Origin of the sequence: Roseiconus nitratireducens, assembly GCF_008629675.1 — a bacterium.
GTDB classification, from domain to species: domain Bacteria; phylum Planctomycetota; class Planctomycetia; order Pirellulales; family Pirellulaceae; genus Stieleria; species Stieleria nitratireducens.
In genome coordinates this window covers 136,431-153,471 of record NZ_VWOX01000001.1, presented here as the reverse complement: position 1 = coordinate 153,471, position 17,041 = coordinate 136,431, and the positions used below count along the sequence as shown (strand labels likewise).

Below are 17,041 nucleotides of genomic sequence, written 5' to 3'. Positions count from 1 at the left end.
CGAAACCAAATACGGACGACCCCGTGGGTCAGGAAGCCGGACGTGCGGACGAATCAGTCGCTGGAATGATCTGGGTCGGTTACGGGCGAAACCCAGGAAGAAATCGTCCGTGCTTGCGGGCGATTGCCTGCGGCCGGGCCGAATGCTGACCGCGATTCTCCAGCGGCACCGTCGGCCGACACCTCCTCCGCAAACCTCCAGCCGCTTTCAGACGCGACGCAGGTACGGGTGAGGCGTGGGATGACAAACGGGCTCGCCAAGAAAACGTCAACATCAGGCGTCCGTGTGCGGGATTATCCAGGCCGGCAAACCTGAGAAATCACACGGAGATGGGGGCAATCGACACAAATCGAACGGCTGGATCCTGGGCTCGATCCGGGAGGTTATCACACCGCGGGGCTTTGCGGAAGACCAACCCGAAAAACTGGCCCGAATTGTGCTGTCAAGCCGCTGGAACGCCTAAGTCATTGCGACAGCGACACTTAACCCGCCACACTGGCTCCCGAACGCCGTTACCACACCCACCGCTGGCCGGCGACCGGACAAAAAGGTCAAAAATCCAACCCGCCAACGGCGAGACCCCGACACGGCCCCCGGCACCAGCCGGCGTGCGGGTTTGACCGCCGCTGCCCGCACGAACAGAATACGGCTGATTGAACAAAAGGCGGAGTCAACCGCCCATGTTCACTCCCCCGTTCATCCTCAGCCGCTGATTGACCAGAGCTTGCGGCCCTGAGATCCGTCGCGCGTCTTCACCGCGATGCATTCGCCCAGGTCGTTATGCTGCCCTGGCGAGGCACCAAACTCGTCCCGGCCCGGGTACCACATCCCGGGCACCACAAGATCCTGGGCACCACAAGTCGCCCCGCGGCTCCGCCGGACCAGGCCTGCCTCCTTTTCCACCCACACCCGTTTCCGCCAGCCCCCACTGCCACGCCCATGCTCCCCAGCCATTCTTCCCATCGTCCCGGCCGTCGCCCAATGCGGCTCATCTCCGGCCTGATGCTGCTCGCCGCAGGCTTGCTTGCCGCCTCAATCATGCCGGACGCCGGCGCCGCCGAGTCGCCGAACATCATCGTGATCATGGCCGACGACCTCGGCTACGGCGACCTGAGCTGCTATGGGGCGACCGAGCTGCAAACCCCCAACATCGACCGACTCGCCGACGGAGGGCTGCGATTCACGCAAGGTTATTGCAGCGCGTCCACCTGCACCCCGACCCGCTTCTCTTTTCTGACCGGCAAGTACGCCTTCCGCCAGCCGGGCGCCGGCATCGCCCCACCGAACGCGACCAGCCTGATCGAACCCGGCACCGCGACGATCGCTTCGCTGCTGCACGATGCGGGGTACGCCACGGGAGTTGTCGGCAAATGGCACCTCGGTCTCGGCGGCGGTGACGCGCCGGACTGGAACGGGCTGCTGAAACCGGGCCCGCTGGAGATCGGCTTCGATTACTGCTTCCTGCTGCCGACGACCAATGACCGGGTCCCCAGCGTGTACGTCGAAAACCACCGCGTCGTGAACCTGGATCCCAACGACCCGCTGTGGGTCGGCAACAAGCGGCCCAGCCCGGATCACCCGGTCGGCTCGGACCCCGAGGTCCGCAAGACCTTGAAAATGGACTGGAACCACGGGCACAACCAGACGGTCCACAACGGGATCGGACGAATCGGCTTTTTCACCGGCGGCCACGCGGCCCGGTGGCGAGACGAAGACCTGGCGGACGCCTGGGTGGAAAAATCCAACGCCTGGATCCGCGACCACAAGGACGAGCCTTTCTTCCTGTTCTTTGCGTCCCACGACTTGCATGTGCCGCGCATGCCGCACGAACGCTTTCAGGGGAAAACCAAGCTCGGCTATCGCGGCGATTCGATCGTCCAACTGGACTGGTGCGTTGGCGAACTGACCAAGACGCTGGACCAGTTGGGACTGACCGAAAACACCCTGATCGTGTTCTGCAGCGACAACGGCCCGGTGCTGGATGACGGCTACCAGGACGGCGCGATCACCAAACTCGGCAGCCACCAACCTTCGGGGATTTACCGCGGTGGCAAATACAGCATTTATGAAGGCGGCACCCGCACCCCGTTCATCACCTGCTGGCCCGGACAGATCAAACCCGGGACATCCGACAAGATCGTCTGCACAGTCGACCTGCCGGCCAGCATGGCGGCCCTGGTCGACCAGCCGTTGCCCGAAGGCGCCTGCCCGGACAGTTTCAACGTCCTGCCGGCATTGCTAGGGAAGCCGGAAGCCGAAGGCCGCTCCAGCCTGGTGCAACAGCCCAACAAGGGGCCCACCCTGGCACTGCGCGTCGGCGACTGGAAAGTGTTGTCCTACCCGGATGCCAAACCGCGCAAGCACCTGACCTACGAGAAGGGCCCGGGGAAATACGAACTGTACAATCTGGCGGAAGATCCCCGCGAAGAAAACAACTTGGCGGAATCCCAACCCGAGCGGCTCAAAGAGATGCTGGAACAGCTGGAGCAGATCAAGGACGCCGGGCACTCACGCCCCGGATTCTGACTGCCGGCGTTCTTCCGCCGAAGCGATAAGGAATTGCGCCGCGTCGTAACTGGCGTGGGCGATGATCGGCACCAGCAGGCTGTTGGTGGTGATCAGCAGCACCGCGAAGTAGACGCCCATCAGGGAGGCGACGACCACGTACAGCTTGGTGATCGGATGCAAAGCGCCGAATGCCACCGAGGAGATGAACACCGCGGCCGCCAACACGACCGGCGGAGCCTGGGTGAACGGATCGCCGACGGAATAGGTGTTCACCACGCCGGTCGCCGTTTCCCCCAAGCTGGCGAGCATCGGCAGCATCCAGCCGCGAAACGCCAACTCTTCGCCGACCCCGGCGCACAGACTGATCGTCAACAATTCGGGGCGGCGCAGGGACAACAAGGCGTGCATCATCGGCTGATCCCCCAGACGCTTGATCGCGTCGATGGCTTCGTGGGGCACCTTCATCAGCAGCCACACGGCGATCGTCATCGGCACGGCCGCGGCCACCCCCAAACCCAGATCCCGCAGGACCGCCCCGGCGGTCACCTGCTGGACACGCAACAGGTAGGCCCGCGCGTCGATCCCGGTCAGCCACCCCAGCACCAGACCGACCAAACCGACGGCCAACGAAAATCCACACGCCCAGAGGAAAACCAGGTCCGGCGGATGCTCTTCGGTTGTGTCAAATTCGTCGTTCAAAAAAAGACCGCGGCTTTGGCAGGGAGGCAGTCGGCGGAGCGGGGGCTGGCGTTTCCGCAATCCGCGCGGCATCCAATTCGAACCGTCAGCGGACTCCGGTAGGATACGCGACATGACCGCGCCTGATCACCCACTATCACCGCCCCCTCCAGCCGGCAGTCCTTCGGCGACCGACCGCGACGGCCCGGCAACCTCGCAATGCGTGATCAGCTTCGGCAGCAATCTGGGTGATCGGCACGAGCTTCTGACAGCCGCGGCGCGCGAGATTGCCCGGTCACCCCATGTCCTCCAACCCGGCGGGCTGCAAACCAGCCGACTGTTTGAAACGCCGCCGATCGGAGGCCCCGGCGGCCAGGAGCCGTTCCTGAATGCGATCGGCGCCTTTGAAACCACGGCATCGGCAAAGGAAGTGCTGTCGATGCTGCAGGAACTGGAACTGGCCCTCGGCCGCGAGCGCCGACATCGCTGGGGCGCCCGATCGATCGACCTGGACATCGTGCTTCATGGCCAACTCATCGGGGTGGCAACCGGACTGGTCGTCCCGCATCCCCGCTACACCGCCCGACAGTTCGTGCTGAAACCCGCCTGCGACGTGGCGGGCCATTTCCGCGACCCGCGATTCGGCTGGTCGCTAAGCGAATTGGCGTCGCATCTGTCCGCGGGCGTGCCATCGCTGGCGCTCGTCTCCGGCAGCCAACAATTGCGGCGACTGCTGTGCACGAGGCTCTCCCGAGAGCACGGCATCCTTACCTACGTGGCGGCCCAAGATTCCCGCCAAGTGACGACCGCGGCGACCTTTCCCGGCCGGCCGTCACCGGTCACATCGACCGTCCCGCCCGGCTTTGCGAGCGGTCTGCCCGCCGCCGAAGAGGTTGCCGACACGGCCCATTGCCGACCGGTCACCGACGGACAAATCCCGCCGCCGTCCGGCCCCTGGGTCTCCGACTTTCTGCCCTCGTTGCCGACCGGTTTGCACCCACCCGATTTACCGGCACCGCAACAAGCTCGCGTGCCCCGGCTGATCGCCCGGATCCAGGGCGGCCCCGACCATAGCGGCTGGCCCGCGACGCACCAGATGTGGCCGGGCGGATGGCGATGGCCCGAATACCGTTTGGAGATCGACGACCTGGACTGGGCCGTCAGCGAATTGGCATCGGCGTTGGACTCGATGCGCTGCACCGCCGAACCGATCACCGACGATGGACATTGGTGGTAACCCCGGATCGCCGGAGGCCCAGCATCGCCCGGCCCCTTGTCGCGGGTTGAAGGCCCGACGGTTTGCATCCGATGCGTGTCGCCGGGCGACGTCCGGGGCGTGCGCCGGGACCAATGGCCGGGCCGTTGGCCCTATGGATTCCAATTGCACCCTTTCCCCGGCCCTTCGGACCGGGCTGGGCAAATGCCGGGGCGTTGCCCCGCACACCGGAACCGCGCAAACCGACGCGACGTCCCAATCACCGGGGACAGAGCACGCCGCCGGGGACAGAGCACATCACCGGGGACAGAGCACATCACCGGGGACAGAGCACATCGCCGGGGACAGAGCACATCACCGGGGACAGAGCACACCGCCGGGGACAGAGCACACCGCCGGGGACAGAGCACACCGCCGGGGACAGAGCACACCGCCGGGGACAGGGCACATCGCCGGGGACAGAGCACATCACCGGGGACAGAGCACATCACCGGGGACAGAGCACATCACCGGGGACAGAGCACATCGCCGGGGACAGAGCACATCGCCGGGGACAGAGCACATCGCCAGGGACAGAGCACCGCCCGTCAGCAGAGCACACCGCCGGGGACAGAACACAAACGCCCCCGCCGGGCCCATTCCTCGGCCTGAAGCCCGACGGCTTGTCCCGCCCGGCCCGTCAGGGCTGGGTCACTGCCGTGCCCGTTCGCACGGCGCGCCGCGGCGGCCATCGGGGCGACGGGGGCGAATGGAATGCCATCACCACTCCAACGGGCGACGGTGCGACGATGCGCACCAGGCCCGAAGCCGAAAAACGTCGCGGCACAATGTCGCTCGCTCGCGCGATGGCCTTGCCAATTCGCTACCCCCGAACCGATACTCTGCGGGCGTCTGACTTCTAAGCTTTTCCGTGCTCACGCAGGTCCGGTTTTGGCCGGCCGATGATCATGCAACGTTTTCTGTTCCCCCGTTGGTCCAACCCCTTCCTGCTGGTTCTCGCGGCCGCGCTCGTCGGCGGAGGCCTGTTCGCGGTCGCCGTGGGCGGCCTGGTGACCGACCCGGAGACGTTGAATGTCGGCTACCAACCCGAACAACCGGTTCCGTTCAGCCACGCGATCCACGCGGGACAGCTGAAACTGGACTGCCGCTACTGCCACAACACGGTGTTCGACGCGGCCCACGCCGCGGTGCCACCGACGGCCACCTGCATCAACTGCCACAGCCCCAAAAACGACCAGGGCGTCGCGGCCCTGGCGGCTGTCCAAGCCGACAGCCCCAAACTGCGGCCGATTCATGAAAGCTGGAAGACCGGTAAAAGCATGCAGTGGAAACGCGTCCACAACCTTCCCGAGTTCGTCTATTTCAACCACGCCGCGCACGTGAACTCCGGTGTGAGCTGCAAAACTTGCCACGGACGCATCGACCAGATGGAAGTCGTCTACCAGCAGGAGCAGTTGTCGATGGCTTGGTGCATCGGCTGCCACGAAAACCCCAATCCGCACCTGCGTCCCAAAGAATTCGTCACGAAACTGGATTGGGAACCGCCAGCGGACTGGGATCAAGCGGCATTCGCCGAACAAGTTCGTCAAGAGCAACACATCAACCCGCAACGGCACTGTGCCGTCTGCCACCGATAGATCGAGAATATGACCCAAAACGAATCGACCGCCTCCGGAAAGGCCCCGACGTACTGGCGCAGTATTGCGGAGTTGCACGGCAGCGAAGAATTCCAGAACAACTACCTGCACCGCGAGTTTCCGGTGGCGGCATCGGAGTTCCCCGAGGGAGTCTCACGTCGCCGCTGGATGCAGTTGATGGGGGCATCGCTGGCGATGGCCGGCGTGGCGGGATGTCGCTATCCCGAAGAGATCATCGCGCCGTTCGTGATTCGCCCCGAGGGCCGCGTCCCCGGAGAAACCTACAAGCGGGCCACCAATTTCGAACTGGCCGGACGCGTCCACAACCTGCTGGTCAGCTGCTTTGACGGACGGCCCCAGCACATCGAACCGAACTCCGATCATCCCAGCGGAGCCGGGACGGACCCCTACGTGCAAGCGTCGGTCCTGGCGCTCTACGACCCTGATCGGTCACGCGGTGACGACGGGCCGCTGCTGCTTCGCGAACCTGATGAGCGCAAACAGGAATCGACTTGGGAGCAGTTTCTCCCCGTCGGTCGCGGCGCCATCACGCGAGCCGCCGACAACGGGAACGGTGAAAACTTCGCCCTGCTGATGTCCCCGACGGCTTCCCCGACCTTGCTCCGTCTGGTCGAGCGACTCCGCGAGAAGCTTCCCGCCGCAAAGATCACCCGGTTCGACGGACCGGGTGACGATGTGATGCGGACCGCCACCAAGCAAATGCTCGGGACCGAATCTCGCCAAGTCCTGGACCTGGCCGACGCAAAAGTCATCCTGTCGTTGGGCTCCGATTTCCTGGGTTGCGACAGCGGCGCGCTCGACGCGGCAAAGTCCTTTGCCGAGAGCCGAAATCCGCTTTCCGACGAAGACATGAGTCGGCTGTACGTCGCCGAAGGCGGCTACACGACGACCGGTGCGATGGCCGACACCCGCCTGGCGGTCCGGCCCGGACAGATGAAGGCCTTCCTGGCCACCCTGTCGCGCAAGGTCGACGCGATTCAAGCCGGCGAAGCGGATCCGCCGGCGCAGGACGAACTGCCGTTCAACCACCCCGACATTACCGACGCCGAACGGCTGAGTCGGTTCATGGAGTGTTTGGCCCATGACATCGCCGAAGCCGGCGACAAAGCCGTCGTGATTGTCGGCGACGCGTTGGGACCGGAGTTGGTCTCGGCGGGAATCGCGATGAACCAGAAACTGGGCTCCCTGGGAACGCTGCAGAAGTTCACGCCGCTCCCCGACGCGATGGACGATCTGACTTCGTTGAGTGATCTGGTCGACGCCTGCAAGCAAGGTAATATCGACACGCTGATGATCCTTGGCGACAACCCCGTGGTCAGCGCCCCGGGCGACATCGACGTGCCCGCAGCCATCGAAGGAGCCAAGCTGACGATTTATCTGGGTGAGTACGACGACGAAACGGCAAACCTGTGCAACTGGTCGCTGCCGCTGGCCCACCCGCTGGAATCGTGGAGCGACTGCATCAATGCGGAAGGCTTCTACGGCGTCTGCCAACCGCAGATCTTGCCGCTGATGGGCGGCCGCACGGCGGCGGAAGTGTTGGCGCTGATGCTGGACGAAGACGTCTTTGACCCGATGAAGTTGGTCCGCCGCACCGCCGACCAAATCGCCGGCGGATCGCTCAGCGAACGTGAGTGGCGACAACTCTTGCACGACGGTTACAGCGACGCGATCAAAGTCGACGCGGGAACGACCGAGGTGGTCGGACAAGCTCCCGAACTTCCCGGCGAAGACATCGTCGTCATCGGCCGCGATGACATTAGCGAGAACGACATCGAAGTCATCTTCACGCTCGCCGATGGAGTTTACGACGGTCGATTCGCCAACAACGGCTGGCTGCAAGAATTGCCGCAGGCGATCACCAAGCTGACTTGGGGCAACTGCGCGATCATGAGCCCCGCGACCGCGGCGATCATTCCGACCGACCACGGCAGCTACGTTACGCTCCGCAAAGACGGCAAGAAGATTGAATTGCCGGTGTTTCTCGTCCCCGGCGTTGCCCCGGGCGTCGTCACCGCGTCGATCGGTTATGGACGGACGCGAGCCGGTGTGGTCGGCGGACACGTTGACAAAGAAGTCGACGTGGTCGGATTTGATGTTTCGCCGCTGCGAACCAGCAAATCGATGATGATCGCCTACCAGTGCGAGGGTCGCCCCAATCAAACCCAGTACGAATTTGCCACCACCCAGGACCACTGGGCAATCGACGACCTGGGACGCGCCGAAACGCAACGCCGCAGCTATTCACTGGTTCGCGAAGGAACCAAGAAGCTGCTGGAAAAAGTCCCCTCGTTCGCCAATGAACAGCCCAAAGCGCCGCACGTCCCGAAAGTCGGCAAGTACGGGTCGCTGCAGTACGAACCGATCGCCGAGATTGAACGCGACGAGTCATTGGATTTCATTCCCCAGTGGGGCATGGCAATCGACTTGACCAAGTGCATCGGATGCAGCGCTTGCGTGGTCGCCTGTCAAAGCGAAAACAACATCCCCATCGTCGGTGCCGAACAGGTCAAGAACAGCCGCGAAATGCACTGGCTGCGGATCGACCGCTATTTCCAAGGCGACGAGAACAATGCGGACATCGTCCACCAGCCGGTCGCCTGCGTGCATTGCGAAACCGCTCCCTGCGAACAGGTTTGCCCGGTCGCCGCGACGGTGCACACCGACGAAGGCATCAACGCCATGGCATACAACCGCTGCATCGGGACGCGGTACTGTGCCAACAACTGCCCGCTGAAGGTGCGGCGATTCAATTATTTCAACTACAACGAAGACGTCGGCGTCGGCTACGGCTGGTCGGCTTTTCCCGGTGAGATCGAATCGGCCAACCGGAAGCTGCAACAACTGGTGCTCAATCCGGACGTGACCGTTCGCGGCCGAGGCGTGATGGAAAAGTGCACCTACTGCGTCCAACGGGTCGAAAAAGCCAAGATCAACGCCCGCAAAGACGGCGGACGCCCGATCCGCGACGGAGATGTCATCACGGCGTGCCAAGCCGCCTGTCCGACCAAGGCGATCGACTTCGGCAACATCTCCGATCCCGAATCCGCGGTCGCCAAGAAGCATCAGGATGTGCGAGCCTACGGCATCCTGGAACAGTTGAACATCAAGCCGCGGACGGAGTACCTGGCGCGGGTTCGCAACCCGCACCCGCGGCTGATGACCGAACAACAACTCCATGACCTGGCCGTCATCGAGTCGCATCACGGTGAACACGGTCACGACGAGGCGGGCGAAGCCGGCCATGACGCGCACGGCGAGCACGATTCGGGCTCGGGCGGCGAGGAATCGCATGACAGCCCCGAATCGAAAGCCGCCGGTCACGACGACCACTAGCACCACGGGGCACTTCGCCCCGTCGGTTACCGACCCCGCCGAATCAGATCACTTCCCACAACCAGCCAACTTTCACCATGTCACTTGCCATTCCAAACGGATTGGATAACACCGTCGAACGCCCGGGCGAACGCGCCCCGCTGGTGCTGGGCGAAACGACGTATCACGACATCACCGAAGCGGTCTGCCAAGTCGCCGAACGTCCGCCCAGCAAGGGCTGGATCGCAGGCTTCCTGGTCGCGTTCGCGTTGCTGCAAGTGTTGGGATTGTTGATTCTGTACCTGTTCTACATCGGCGTCGGCGTGTGGGGAAACCGCTCGCCCATCTTCTGGGGTTGGCCCATCGTCAACTTCGTGTTTTGGGTCGGGATCGGCCACGCCGGCACCCTGATCAGCGCGATTCTGTTCCTGTTCCGCCAGGAATGGCGAACCAGCATCAACCGCGCGGCCGAAGCGATGACGATTTTCGCCGTCGCCTGTGCGGGAACCTTCCCCGGGATCCACGTCGGTCGGGCCTGGTTGGCGTTCTGGCTGGCACCCTATCCCAGTTTGAACCTCTGGATGTGGCCACAATTCCGCAGCCCGCTGCTGTGGGACGTTTTCGCGGTGAGCACCTACGGAACGGTGTCACTGCTGTTCTGGTACATGGGCATGGTGCCCGACCTGGCAACGTTCCGCGACCGGTCCAAGAACAAATGGCGGCGGATGGCTTACGGGATTCTGTCGCTTGGCTGGAGCGGATCGTCGCGGCACTGGATGCGGTACGAAAAGGCTTACGCGTTGCTGGCCGCCTTCGCCGCCCCGCTGGTTTTGTCGGTCCATACGATCGTTTCGTTTGACTTCGCGGTCTCGCAGGTCCCCGGGTGGCACACCACCATCTTCCCGCCGTACTTCGTCGCCGGGGCCGTCTTCAGCGGCTTCGCGATGGTGCTGACGCTGATGGTGCCCACGCGAACCCTGTTGGGATTGGAGAAATTGATCACGATCCGGCACCTGGAAAACATGTGCAAGATCATCCTGGCGACCGGATCCATCGTCGGTCTGGCGTACGGGACCGAGTTCTTCATCGCCTGGTACGGCCAGGTTCCGGCCGAGCAGTTCGCGTTCATCAACCGCGCCTTCGGACCGTACTGGTGGGCTTACTGGACGATGGTCACCTGCAACGTGATCAGCCCCCAACTGTTCTGGATCAAGAAGTTCCGCACGACGCCCTGGATCATCGTCGTGATTTCCATTTTCGTGAACATCGGGATGTGGTTCGAGCGTTTCGTGATCGTGGTGAGCAGTCTGTCCCGCGACTACCTGCCGAGTGCGTGGGCCTACTTCACACCGACGTGGGTCGACTGGGGCATGCTGATCGGATCGTTCGGGCTGTTCTTCACGCTGTTCATGCTGTTCGTGCGGACGCTGCCGATCATCAACATGTCGGAAACGAAGGCGACGTTGGCGAAACAGGAACACATGGCCCACATGCATGTTCCGGCCCAAGCACCGCTGGAAGCCCCCTGACCCCCTCCCGAACTGAGACAGCCGATGCTCGGCTGGGACGTCGCGTCCGCCGGGCATTTCAACGAGAACCACTCACGATTCATTTCGATGGATCAAAAGACTATGTCGGAAACGAAAACAGAAAGAATCGTTCACGGAATCATGGCCGAATTCACTTCGGTCGATTCGCTGCTGGACGCCTGCCGACGGGTGCGTGACGCCGGCTACACAAAGACCGATGCCTACACGCCGTTTCCGGTGCACGGCATCGATCGGGCTTTGGGCATCAAGCCGACGGTGCTGCCCTGGATCGCACTGGCCGGAGGGCTCAGCGGGACGCTGATCGCACTGTCGATGCAGATCTGGATGAACGGCATCGACTACAAGTACATCATCTCAGGCAAGCCGTTCATTTCGTTGCCCGCGTTCATGCCGGTGGCCTTCGAGCTGACAATTCTGCTGGCGTCGTTCGGCGCGTTCTTCGGCATGTGGGCGTTGAACGGGTTGCCGAAATTCAGCAACCCGATGTTCACCGACCCGCGTTTCGACCGAGCAACCGATGACCGCTTTTTCCTGTACATCGATGCCAAGGACGAGCGCTACGATGCCGACGGCGTCCGCAATCTGCTGACCGAGACCGGCAGCGGGTACATCAACGAAGTCGTCGAGGACGATTCGCCCAAGGAAGTGCCCAAACCGGTGTTTCTGGTTTGGGGATTGATGGTGGCGTTCTCGATCGTGCCGCTGCTGTGCATCCTGACCATGCGGGTCACCAACAGTTCTCGCCCGCGATTCCACGTCTTCTTTGACATGGACTTTTCGCCCGCCAAAGACGCGCAACAGGTCACCAGTCTGTTTTACGACAACCGGGCCATGCGTCCCGACGTGCCGGGAACGGTGGCCCGCGGGCAACTTTCCGAGTCGTTGGACATGATGACCGGAATCAATGTCGAAGAACTTGCCCAGCAAAATGCGCCCCGGGCGGAACGGCTGGTACGCGCTTACCTGCAAGGCGACGAACAGGCCAAAGCCGAAGAAGTGGCGGAGGTCAGCGAGCAGGACCCGCCGGCTGATGAAGCCGATGCCGACGCGGCCGAGGAAGGTTCGTCAGACGAACAACCGGCCCAGCAGGATTCCGCCGACGACGCTTCGGCAGAGGACAAGCCTGCGGAAGACAAACCCGCCGAGGAAAAGCCCGCCGACGATCAACCCGCTGCAGAGAAGTCTGCCGAGGATGAACCCGGCAAAGAAGAGCCTGCGGAAAACCCACCCGCCGAGGAGAAGCCCGCGGAAGACAAGGCCGCCGAGGAGCCGACCCCATCGGAGTCGTCCCCGCAAGCCACCGGCAACGCATCGCAGCCGAGCGTGATGGAAACCACCCCGTGGCTGAAGCAAAACCCGCTGACGATTGACGCCGACTTGCTGGCCGCCGGCAAAAAGCAGTTCGGGATCTATTGCAGCGTCTGCCACGGCATGGACGGCCGCGGAAACGGGCTGGTCAACCGTCGTGCCCAGGCCAAAGGCTTCGACACCTGGGTCCCGCCCGCTTCGTTGCACCAGGAAACGCTGTACGCCGACCAGTATCCCGACGGCAAGCTGTTTTCAACCATCAGCAACGGGATCCGCAAAATGCCCGGCTACGCCTCGCAAATTCAACTCCGCGATCGTTGGGCCATCGTGTCCTACGTCCGCGCGTTGCAGATGAGCCAGAATGCTTCGATGGAAATGGTTCCCGAATCTCGACGGGAAGAAATCGAACGCGAGGTCACGCAGGTCAAAGCCGAACTGGAACGCCAGGCTGAAGAGGCTGCGAAGGCCGCCGCCGAACGTGAAAAGAAAAGTAGTTGAGTCTGATCATTCATCCGATCGGCGGTGTGTGAGCCGCCGTGAAAACCAAACACCGCGAACTCCCTTGAAACGGCCGTCCGGCTCGCAAACCGGCCAGCCCTGGGAAACCTCGCTCGCCTGAAAGTCATTCCCGCATCAATTCGACCATGTCAGAACACGCCGCTCCCGTTGTCAAACCCGCCGACGACCCGGCCTTTCAGCTCCCCGCTTCGCTGGCCAGTTTACAACTGCCGCTGATGAGCGGAGGCCTGTTCGCCCTGGTGGTCGGCGTCGGCCTGGCGTTTCTCGTCGGTAGCGGCGGGGCTCTCGATCAGGGCAGCAACGTGATGCCGCGATTCGGTTTTTCGGCGTACCTGACCGCGTTCATGTACGTGCTGACGATCGTGCTTGGCTCGCTGTTCTTCGTGCTGATTCAGCACTTGGTCCGCGCCGGATGGAGCGTCGTGGTTCGACGGGTCGCCGAGTTCATGATGATCATGGTCATTCCGATGGCGATCCTGTTCATCCCGATCGTGTTCTCGCTGTTCTTCGAAGGTTCTCTGTACGTGTGGACGATTCCCGATTTTGCGGAACGACTGCACCTGGACGAATCGATGTGGAACACCAAGAAATCGTTTCTCAACGGACCGTTCTTCGTCATCCGCGCTGTGATCTATTTCGGCATCTGGATCGCAATGGCGCTCTTTTACTGGCGGGGAAGCACCGGCCAGGACGAAACCGGCGAGCGGGCGGCGACCGACCGCATGCAGTACTGGGCCGGCCCGTGCGTGATGCTGTTTTCGCTCAGCCTGACCTTTGCCGCCTTTGACTGGGGCATGAGTCTGGCGCCGATGTGGTTTTCCACGATGTTCGGCGTGTACATCTTTGCCGGCGGAATTCTGGCCGCCCACTGCGCGATCACCCTGGCGACCTACCTGCTGCAACGCGCCGGAGCTCTCCGGCAGGAAGTCACGGTGGAGCATTACCATGACCTGGGCAAGTACATCTTCGGGTTCGTGTTTTTCTGGACGTACATTTCGTTCAGCCAGTACCTGCTGATTTGGTACGGCAACATCCCTGAAGAAACGGAATGGTTTTTCAGCCGCCAGCGGGGCATCTTCGGATACCTGTCATTGGCCCTGATCTTCCTGCACTGGATGCTTCCCTTCGTGGGAACGATGAGCCGCCACGTGCGTCGCCGGCCGGGGCTGCTGGCCTGTTGGGCGGCCTACATCCTGGTGATGCACTTCGTCGACATCTACTGGATCATCATGCCGGAAGCGCGGGCCCTGGGTCACGAAGTCGTGCCGACCGCCGGAGGGGTGCTGGGTGTGCTGGCCAGCGTGTTGTGCGTGGTCGGGATGGGATCACTGGTACTGGGCTTGATCCTGCGGGTGGCGGGGGGCAACCGAGTCGCCCCGGTGCGTGATCCGCGACTGATGGAATCCATTGTATTTGAAAACATTTAATCCCTTGCGAAGCGTTCGCGAGCTTCGCCGGGCCGGCCGGATCGGCAGCCGCGGCGGACAGCACGTCGCAGCACTGCGTTTTTCGCCTCCGTAACCAGCCTCGCTCGGTAAAATCAACGAAGTCAAGAACATGGCAAAATACGACGATCTGGACACAAAACAGATTTTTACGATCGGAATCGCCTCGGTCCTCGTGACCGTGGTCACGATTTTGGCGGTTCAGTACGTGTACCACCTGCTGGTCCAAGGGCATCAGGTCCAGCTGCAGGCCGACAGCAGTTACCAGCGGCAAAACAACATCTTGGTGGAACAGTCCGACAGCGTGTCGCAATACGGCGTCGACCCGGCGAACGGCAACGTGACGATTCCGATCGAGAAAGCGATGGAATTGGTCGTCAAGGAGAATCAATCCGATTCAAAAGAAGAGAATGATGTTCCAGCGGAACAAGACGAAACCTGAGAACCGCGTCGCCGAGCGCCGCACAATGACCCGTGACTCGCTGCGCGTTGCCGCGCTGTCGGTGACGGTCCTGGTGCTGGCGGTTGTCGGGGCCGACCCTGCCGCGGCCCAAACCGCGACCGGTGCGGGTGCCGACGTCAGCCTGAATAACGGGCTGCCGCGCGAGGCACAGGGGATCACGGTGGAACAAAATCTGGGCGACTCGATCCCAACCAACCTTCCGTTGACCGACTCCGAGGGTCGGCCGATCAAGACCGGCTACGTGTTCAACGGCAAGCTGCCCACGATCGTCACGTTGAACTACAGCAACTGCCCCATGCTGTGCAGCGTGCAATTGAACAAGCTGACTGAATCGCTGAATGAACTGGATTTGAAACTGGGCGAAGACTTTCAGGTGCTGACCGTCAGCATTGATCCCCAGGAGTCGACGCAACGGGCGGCTGAAACCAAACAGAAATACCTCGCTGACTTGCCGAACCAACCCGGCGCGGCACAGGGTTGGACGTTCGCCACGGCGAAGCAACCGATCATCACCCGGCTGACTGATACGTTGGGCTTTCGCTACCGCTACGACTCAGCCAACAAACAGTACAACCACCCCGCGATGCTGGCATTCGTGTCGCCGACCGGTGTGATCACGCGGTACTCGCTGTCGATCGACTTCCCACCCGACCAGTTGAAACTGGCCATCGTGGAAGCCGGCGAGGGCAACGTGGGATCCACCGTCGATCAGTTCATCCTGTGGTGCTACAGCTACGATCCGGACTCGAATTCCTACACACCGCACGCATGGCGAATCATGCGATTGTGCGGGCTGGGGTTCATCGGAGCGATGCTGGCCGCCTTGGTTCCCTACTGGGCCGGACGCAAAGGCGGGCCGGGAAGCAGCGGGGATCCCGACGCGACCGACACTCCGGTTCCCGCCGGCGACACCCCCACGGATGAACCACCGACCGAACCGCCGGCTTCCTAATTCCACCCAGACATACACGTGTTGGAACGGGCCGGCTGCCGCCGACCGAACCACCGCAAGAATCGCCGACTCGCTCGGCCACCCTTCGCAAACCATGAATCCCGTGACACCAATGGCCCCCGCGACGATGTCTCTGTTAGGCGACTACACAAACGACTTCGCGTTCTTTCCGGAGTCCGCTTCGACGTTCTCTGCGGACATCGATTGGGTTTTCTACTTCATCTCGATCGTTTGCCTGCTGTTCTTCATTCCGATCATCGTGGCCCTGTTTGGCTTCGCGTGGAAATACAAGAAGGACAAAGGCTTGCCGGCCGAGAGCCAGAAAGACCACAACACGACGATCGAACTGGTGTGGTCGATCGGCCCGTCGTTCCTGCTGGTCGTGATGTTCTTTTTCGGCGCCCGCGGCTACCTGTCTCAGCGGTCGATCCCGGAAGGTGCCTACGAGATCGGCGTCAAGTCGATGAAGTGGAGCTGGGCGATGGACTACGGCAACGGGGTGATCCACCCGGAATTGCACGTCGTCGTCGGAGAGCCGACCAAGCTGACAATGACCAGCGATGACGTGATCCACAGCCTGTACATCCCGGCGTTTCGGGTGAAGAAGGACGTCGTCCCGGGCCGCTACAACTACATGTGGTTCAAAGCGACCCGGCCCAGCGAGAAAGTCGCCAAAGAGGAACTTGATCGCGTCACCCAGCGGTACAAAGAAACCGGTGACGCCTGGGATTACGACCGAGAACAGTTCACGCCCGACGGTTACCGTTTCTACGACCTGTATTGCACCGAGTACTGTGGGACCAGCCATTCGGAAATGCAAACCGTTGTCGTGGTCCACGAGACCCGCGAAGAGCTGGAAGCGTGGATCAAGAAATACAGTGCCCGCCCCGAAGGCGAAGAGCCGGCCGTTTACGGTCAAAAACTTTATGAGCGACGCGGTTGCAAAAGCTGCCACTCGCTGGACGGCAGCCGCATGGTCGGACCTTCCTATCAGGGAAGCTTTGGGACGATGCGGCAACTGGCCGACGGCGAATCGGTTCGCTTCGATGAGAACTACGTCCGCGAATCGATCCTGTATCCCAAGGCGAAGGTCGCCGCCGGCTACCAACCCGTGATGCCCAGTTACAAAGGCCAGCTGAGCGACGACGACGTTTACAGCCTGGTCGAATTTATCAAGAGCCTGGGAGATCCCTCGGTGGTTGCCGCCGCCGAAGGCGATTCGGAGGAAGGCGCCGATGAAACGTCGGCCGCCGACGGAGAAGGCTCGGCACCGGCAGAAGAACCGGCAACCCAGGATGACGCGGCCTAGCCCACCGCCGCGACGCGGCGGACCCGCTTCGGACCGCCGCGGACACAAGAATTGCGAAGCACCCCACGCCCCAACCAATCATCAGCAGAAATCACAACGACACTTCGCCAAAGCCGGTCT

The 17,041-nt window shown here is 62.3% G+C and carries 11 protein-coding genes; 10 read left to right on the top strand and 1 reads right to left on the bottom strand.

Annotated features, from left to right (window positions below; genetic code table 11):
• The first annotated feature begins 1,038 nt into the window (after window positions 1–1,038).
• Window positions 1,039–2,526 carry a sulfatase family protein gene (locus FYK55_RS00610; protein ID WP_201743593.1) on the top strand — a complete coding sequence of 496 codons (1,488 nt, stop codon included), beginning with the start codon at window positions 1,039–1,041 and terminating at the stop codon, window positions 2,524–2,526.
• On the opposite strand, the gene FYK55_RS00605 is transcribed toward FYK55_RS00610, so the two are convergent.
• Window positions 2,509–3,321 carry a CPBP family intramembrane glutamic endopeptidase gene (locus tag FYK55_RS00605; protein ID WP_150074064.1) on the bottom strand — a complete coding sequence of 271 codons (813 nt, stop codon included), beginning with the start codon at window positions 3,319–3,321 and terminating at the stop codon, window positions 2,509–2,511. The two genes, FYK55_RS00610 and FYK55_RS00605, sit on opposite strands and share 18 nt — an antisense overlap.
• On the opposite strand from FYK55_RS00605, the gene folK reads away from it, so the two are divergent.
• The 9 genes from folK (at window position 3,320) to FYK55_RS00560 (ending at window position 16,921) form a co-directional block, all read left to right on the top strand.
• Window positions 3,320–4,423, top strand: coding sequence for a 2-amino-4-hydroxy-6-hydroxymethyldihydropteridine diphosphokinase (folK, locus tag FYK55_RS00600; RefSeq protein WP_150074063.1), 1,104 nt, complete (start codon window positions 3,320–3,322; stop codon window positions 4,421–4,423). The two genes, FYK55_RS00605 and folK, sit on opposite strands and share 2 nt — an antisense overlap.
• A 926-nt stretch (window positions 4,424–5,349) precedes the next feature.
• Window positions 5,350–6,039 carry a cytochrome c3 family protein gene (locus FYK55_RS00595; protein ID WP_150074577.1) on the top strand — a complete coding sequence of 230 codons (690 nt, stop codon included), beginning with the start codon at window positions 5,350–5,352 and terminating at the stop codon, window positions 6,037–6,039.
• 9 nt (window positions 6,040–6,048) lie between these two features.
• Window positions 6,049–9,396 (top strand): TAT-variant-translocated molybdopterin oxidoreductase, encoded by a 3,348-nt coding sequence (locus FYK55_RS00590; protein WP_150074062.1) that lies wholly within the window; start codon window positions 6,049–6,051, stop codon window positions 9,394–9,396.
• 77 nt (window positions 9,397–9,473) lie between these two features.
• Entirely contained in the window at window positions 9,474–10,904 is a 1,431-nt protein-coding gene (nrfD, locus tag FYK55_RS00585) for an NrfD/PsrC family molybdoenzyme membrane anchor subunit (protein WP_150074061.1), read from the top strand.
• An 87-nt stretch (window positions 10,905–10,991) separates the two neighbouring features.
• Window positions 10,992–12,731: a quinol:electron acceptor oxidoreductase subunit ActD gene (locus tag FYK55_RS00580; RefSeq protein ID WP_235908318.1), complete on the top strand. Its 1,740-nt coding sequence runs from the start codon at window positions 10,992–10,994 to the stop codon at window positions 12,729–12,731.
• Between the two features lie 146 nt (window positions 12,732–12,877).
• Window positions 12,878–14,179, top strand: coding sequence for a hypothetical protein (locus FYK55_RS00575; protein ID WP_150074060.1), 1,302 nt, complete (start codon window positions 12,878–12,880; stop codon window positions 14,177–14,179).
• Window positions 14,180–14,309: 130 nt separating this feature from the next.
• Window positions 14,310–14,639 carry a hypothetical protein gene (locus FYK55_RS00570; protein WP_150074059.1) on the top strand — a complete coding sequence of 110 codons (330 nt, stop codon included), beginning with the start codon at window positions 14,310–14,312 and terminating at the stop codon, window positions 14,637–14,639.
• Between the two features lie 25 nt (window positions 14,640–14,664).
• Window positions 14,665–15,612 (top strand): SCO family protein, encoded by a 948-nt coding sequence (locus FYK55_RS00565; protein ID WP_235908317.1) that lies wholly within the window; start codon window positions 14,665–14,667, stop codon window positions 15,610–15,612.
• A 94-nt stretch (window positions 15,613–15,706) separates the two neighbouring features.
• Complete coding sequence (locus FYK55_RS00560) at window positions 15,707–16,921, top strand: cytochrome c oxidase subunit II (protein ID WP_150074057.1); 1,215 nt, start codon at window positions 15,707–15,709, stop codon at window positions 16,919–16,921.
• The last annotated feature ends 120 nt before the right edge of the window (window positions 16,922–17,041 follow it).

Bases quoted from the DNA above. Each gene is read 5' to 3' on its own strand.
- FYK55_RS00610 (WP_201743593.1), top strand. From the start codon at position 1,039: ATGCCGGACGCCGGCGCCGCCGAGTCGCCGAACATCATCGTGATCATG.
- folK (WP_150074063.1), top strand. From the start codon at position 3,320: ATGACCGCGCCTGATCACCCACTATCACCGCCCCCTCCAGCCGGCAGT.
- FYK55_RS00605 (WP_150074064.1), bottom strand. From the start codon at position 3,321: ATGTCGCGTATCCTACCGGAGTCCGCTGACGGTTCGAATTGGATGCCG.
- FYK55_RS00595 (WP_150074577.1), top strand. From the start codon at position 5,350: ATGCAACGTTTTCTGTTCCCCCGTTGGTCCAACCCCTTCCTGCTGGTT.
- FYK55_RS00590 (WP_150074062.1), top strand. From the start codon at position 6,049: ATGACCCAAAACGAATCGACCGCCTCCGGAAAGGCCCCGACGTACTGG.
- nrfD (WP_150074061.1), top strand. From the start codon at position 9,474: ATGTCACTTGCCATTCCAAACGGATTGGATAACACCGTCGAACGCCCG.
- FYK55_RS00580 (WP_235908318.1), top strand. From the start codon at position 10,992: ATGGATCAAAAGACTATGTCGGAAACGAAAACAGAAAGAATCGTTCAC.
- FYK55_RS00575 (WP_150074060.1), top strand. From the start codon at position 12,878: ATGTCAGAACACGCCGCTCCCGTTGTCAAACCCGCCGACGACCCGGCC.
- FYK55_RS00570 (WP_150074059.1), top strand. From the start codon at position 14,310: ATGGCAAAATACGACGATCTGGACACAAAACAGATTTTTACGATCGGA.
- FYK55_RS00565 (WP_235908317.1), top strand. From the start codon at position 14,665: ATGACCCGTGACTCGCTGCGCGTTGCCGCGCTGTCGGTGACGGTCCTG.
- FYK55_RS00560 (WP_150074057.1), top strand. From the start codon at position 15,707: ATGAATCCCGTGACACCAATGGCCCCCGCGACGATGTCTCTGTTAGGC.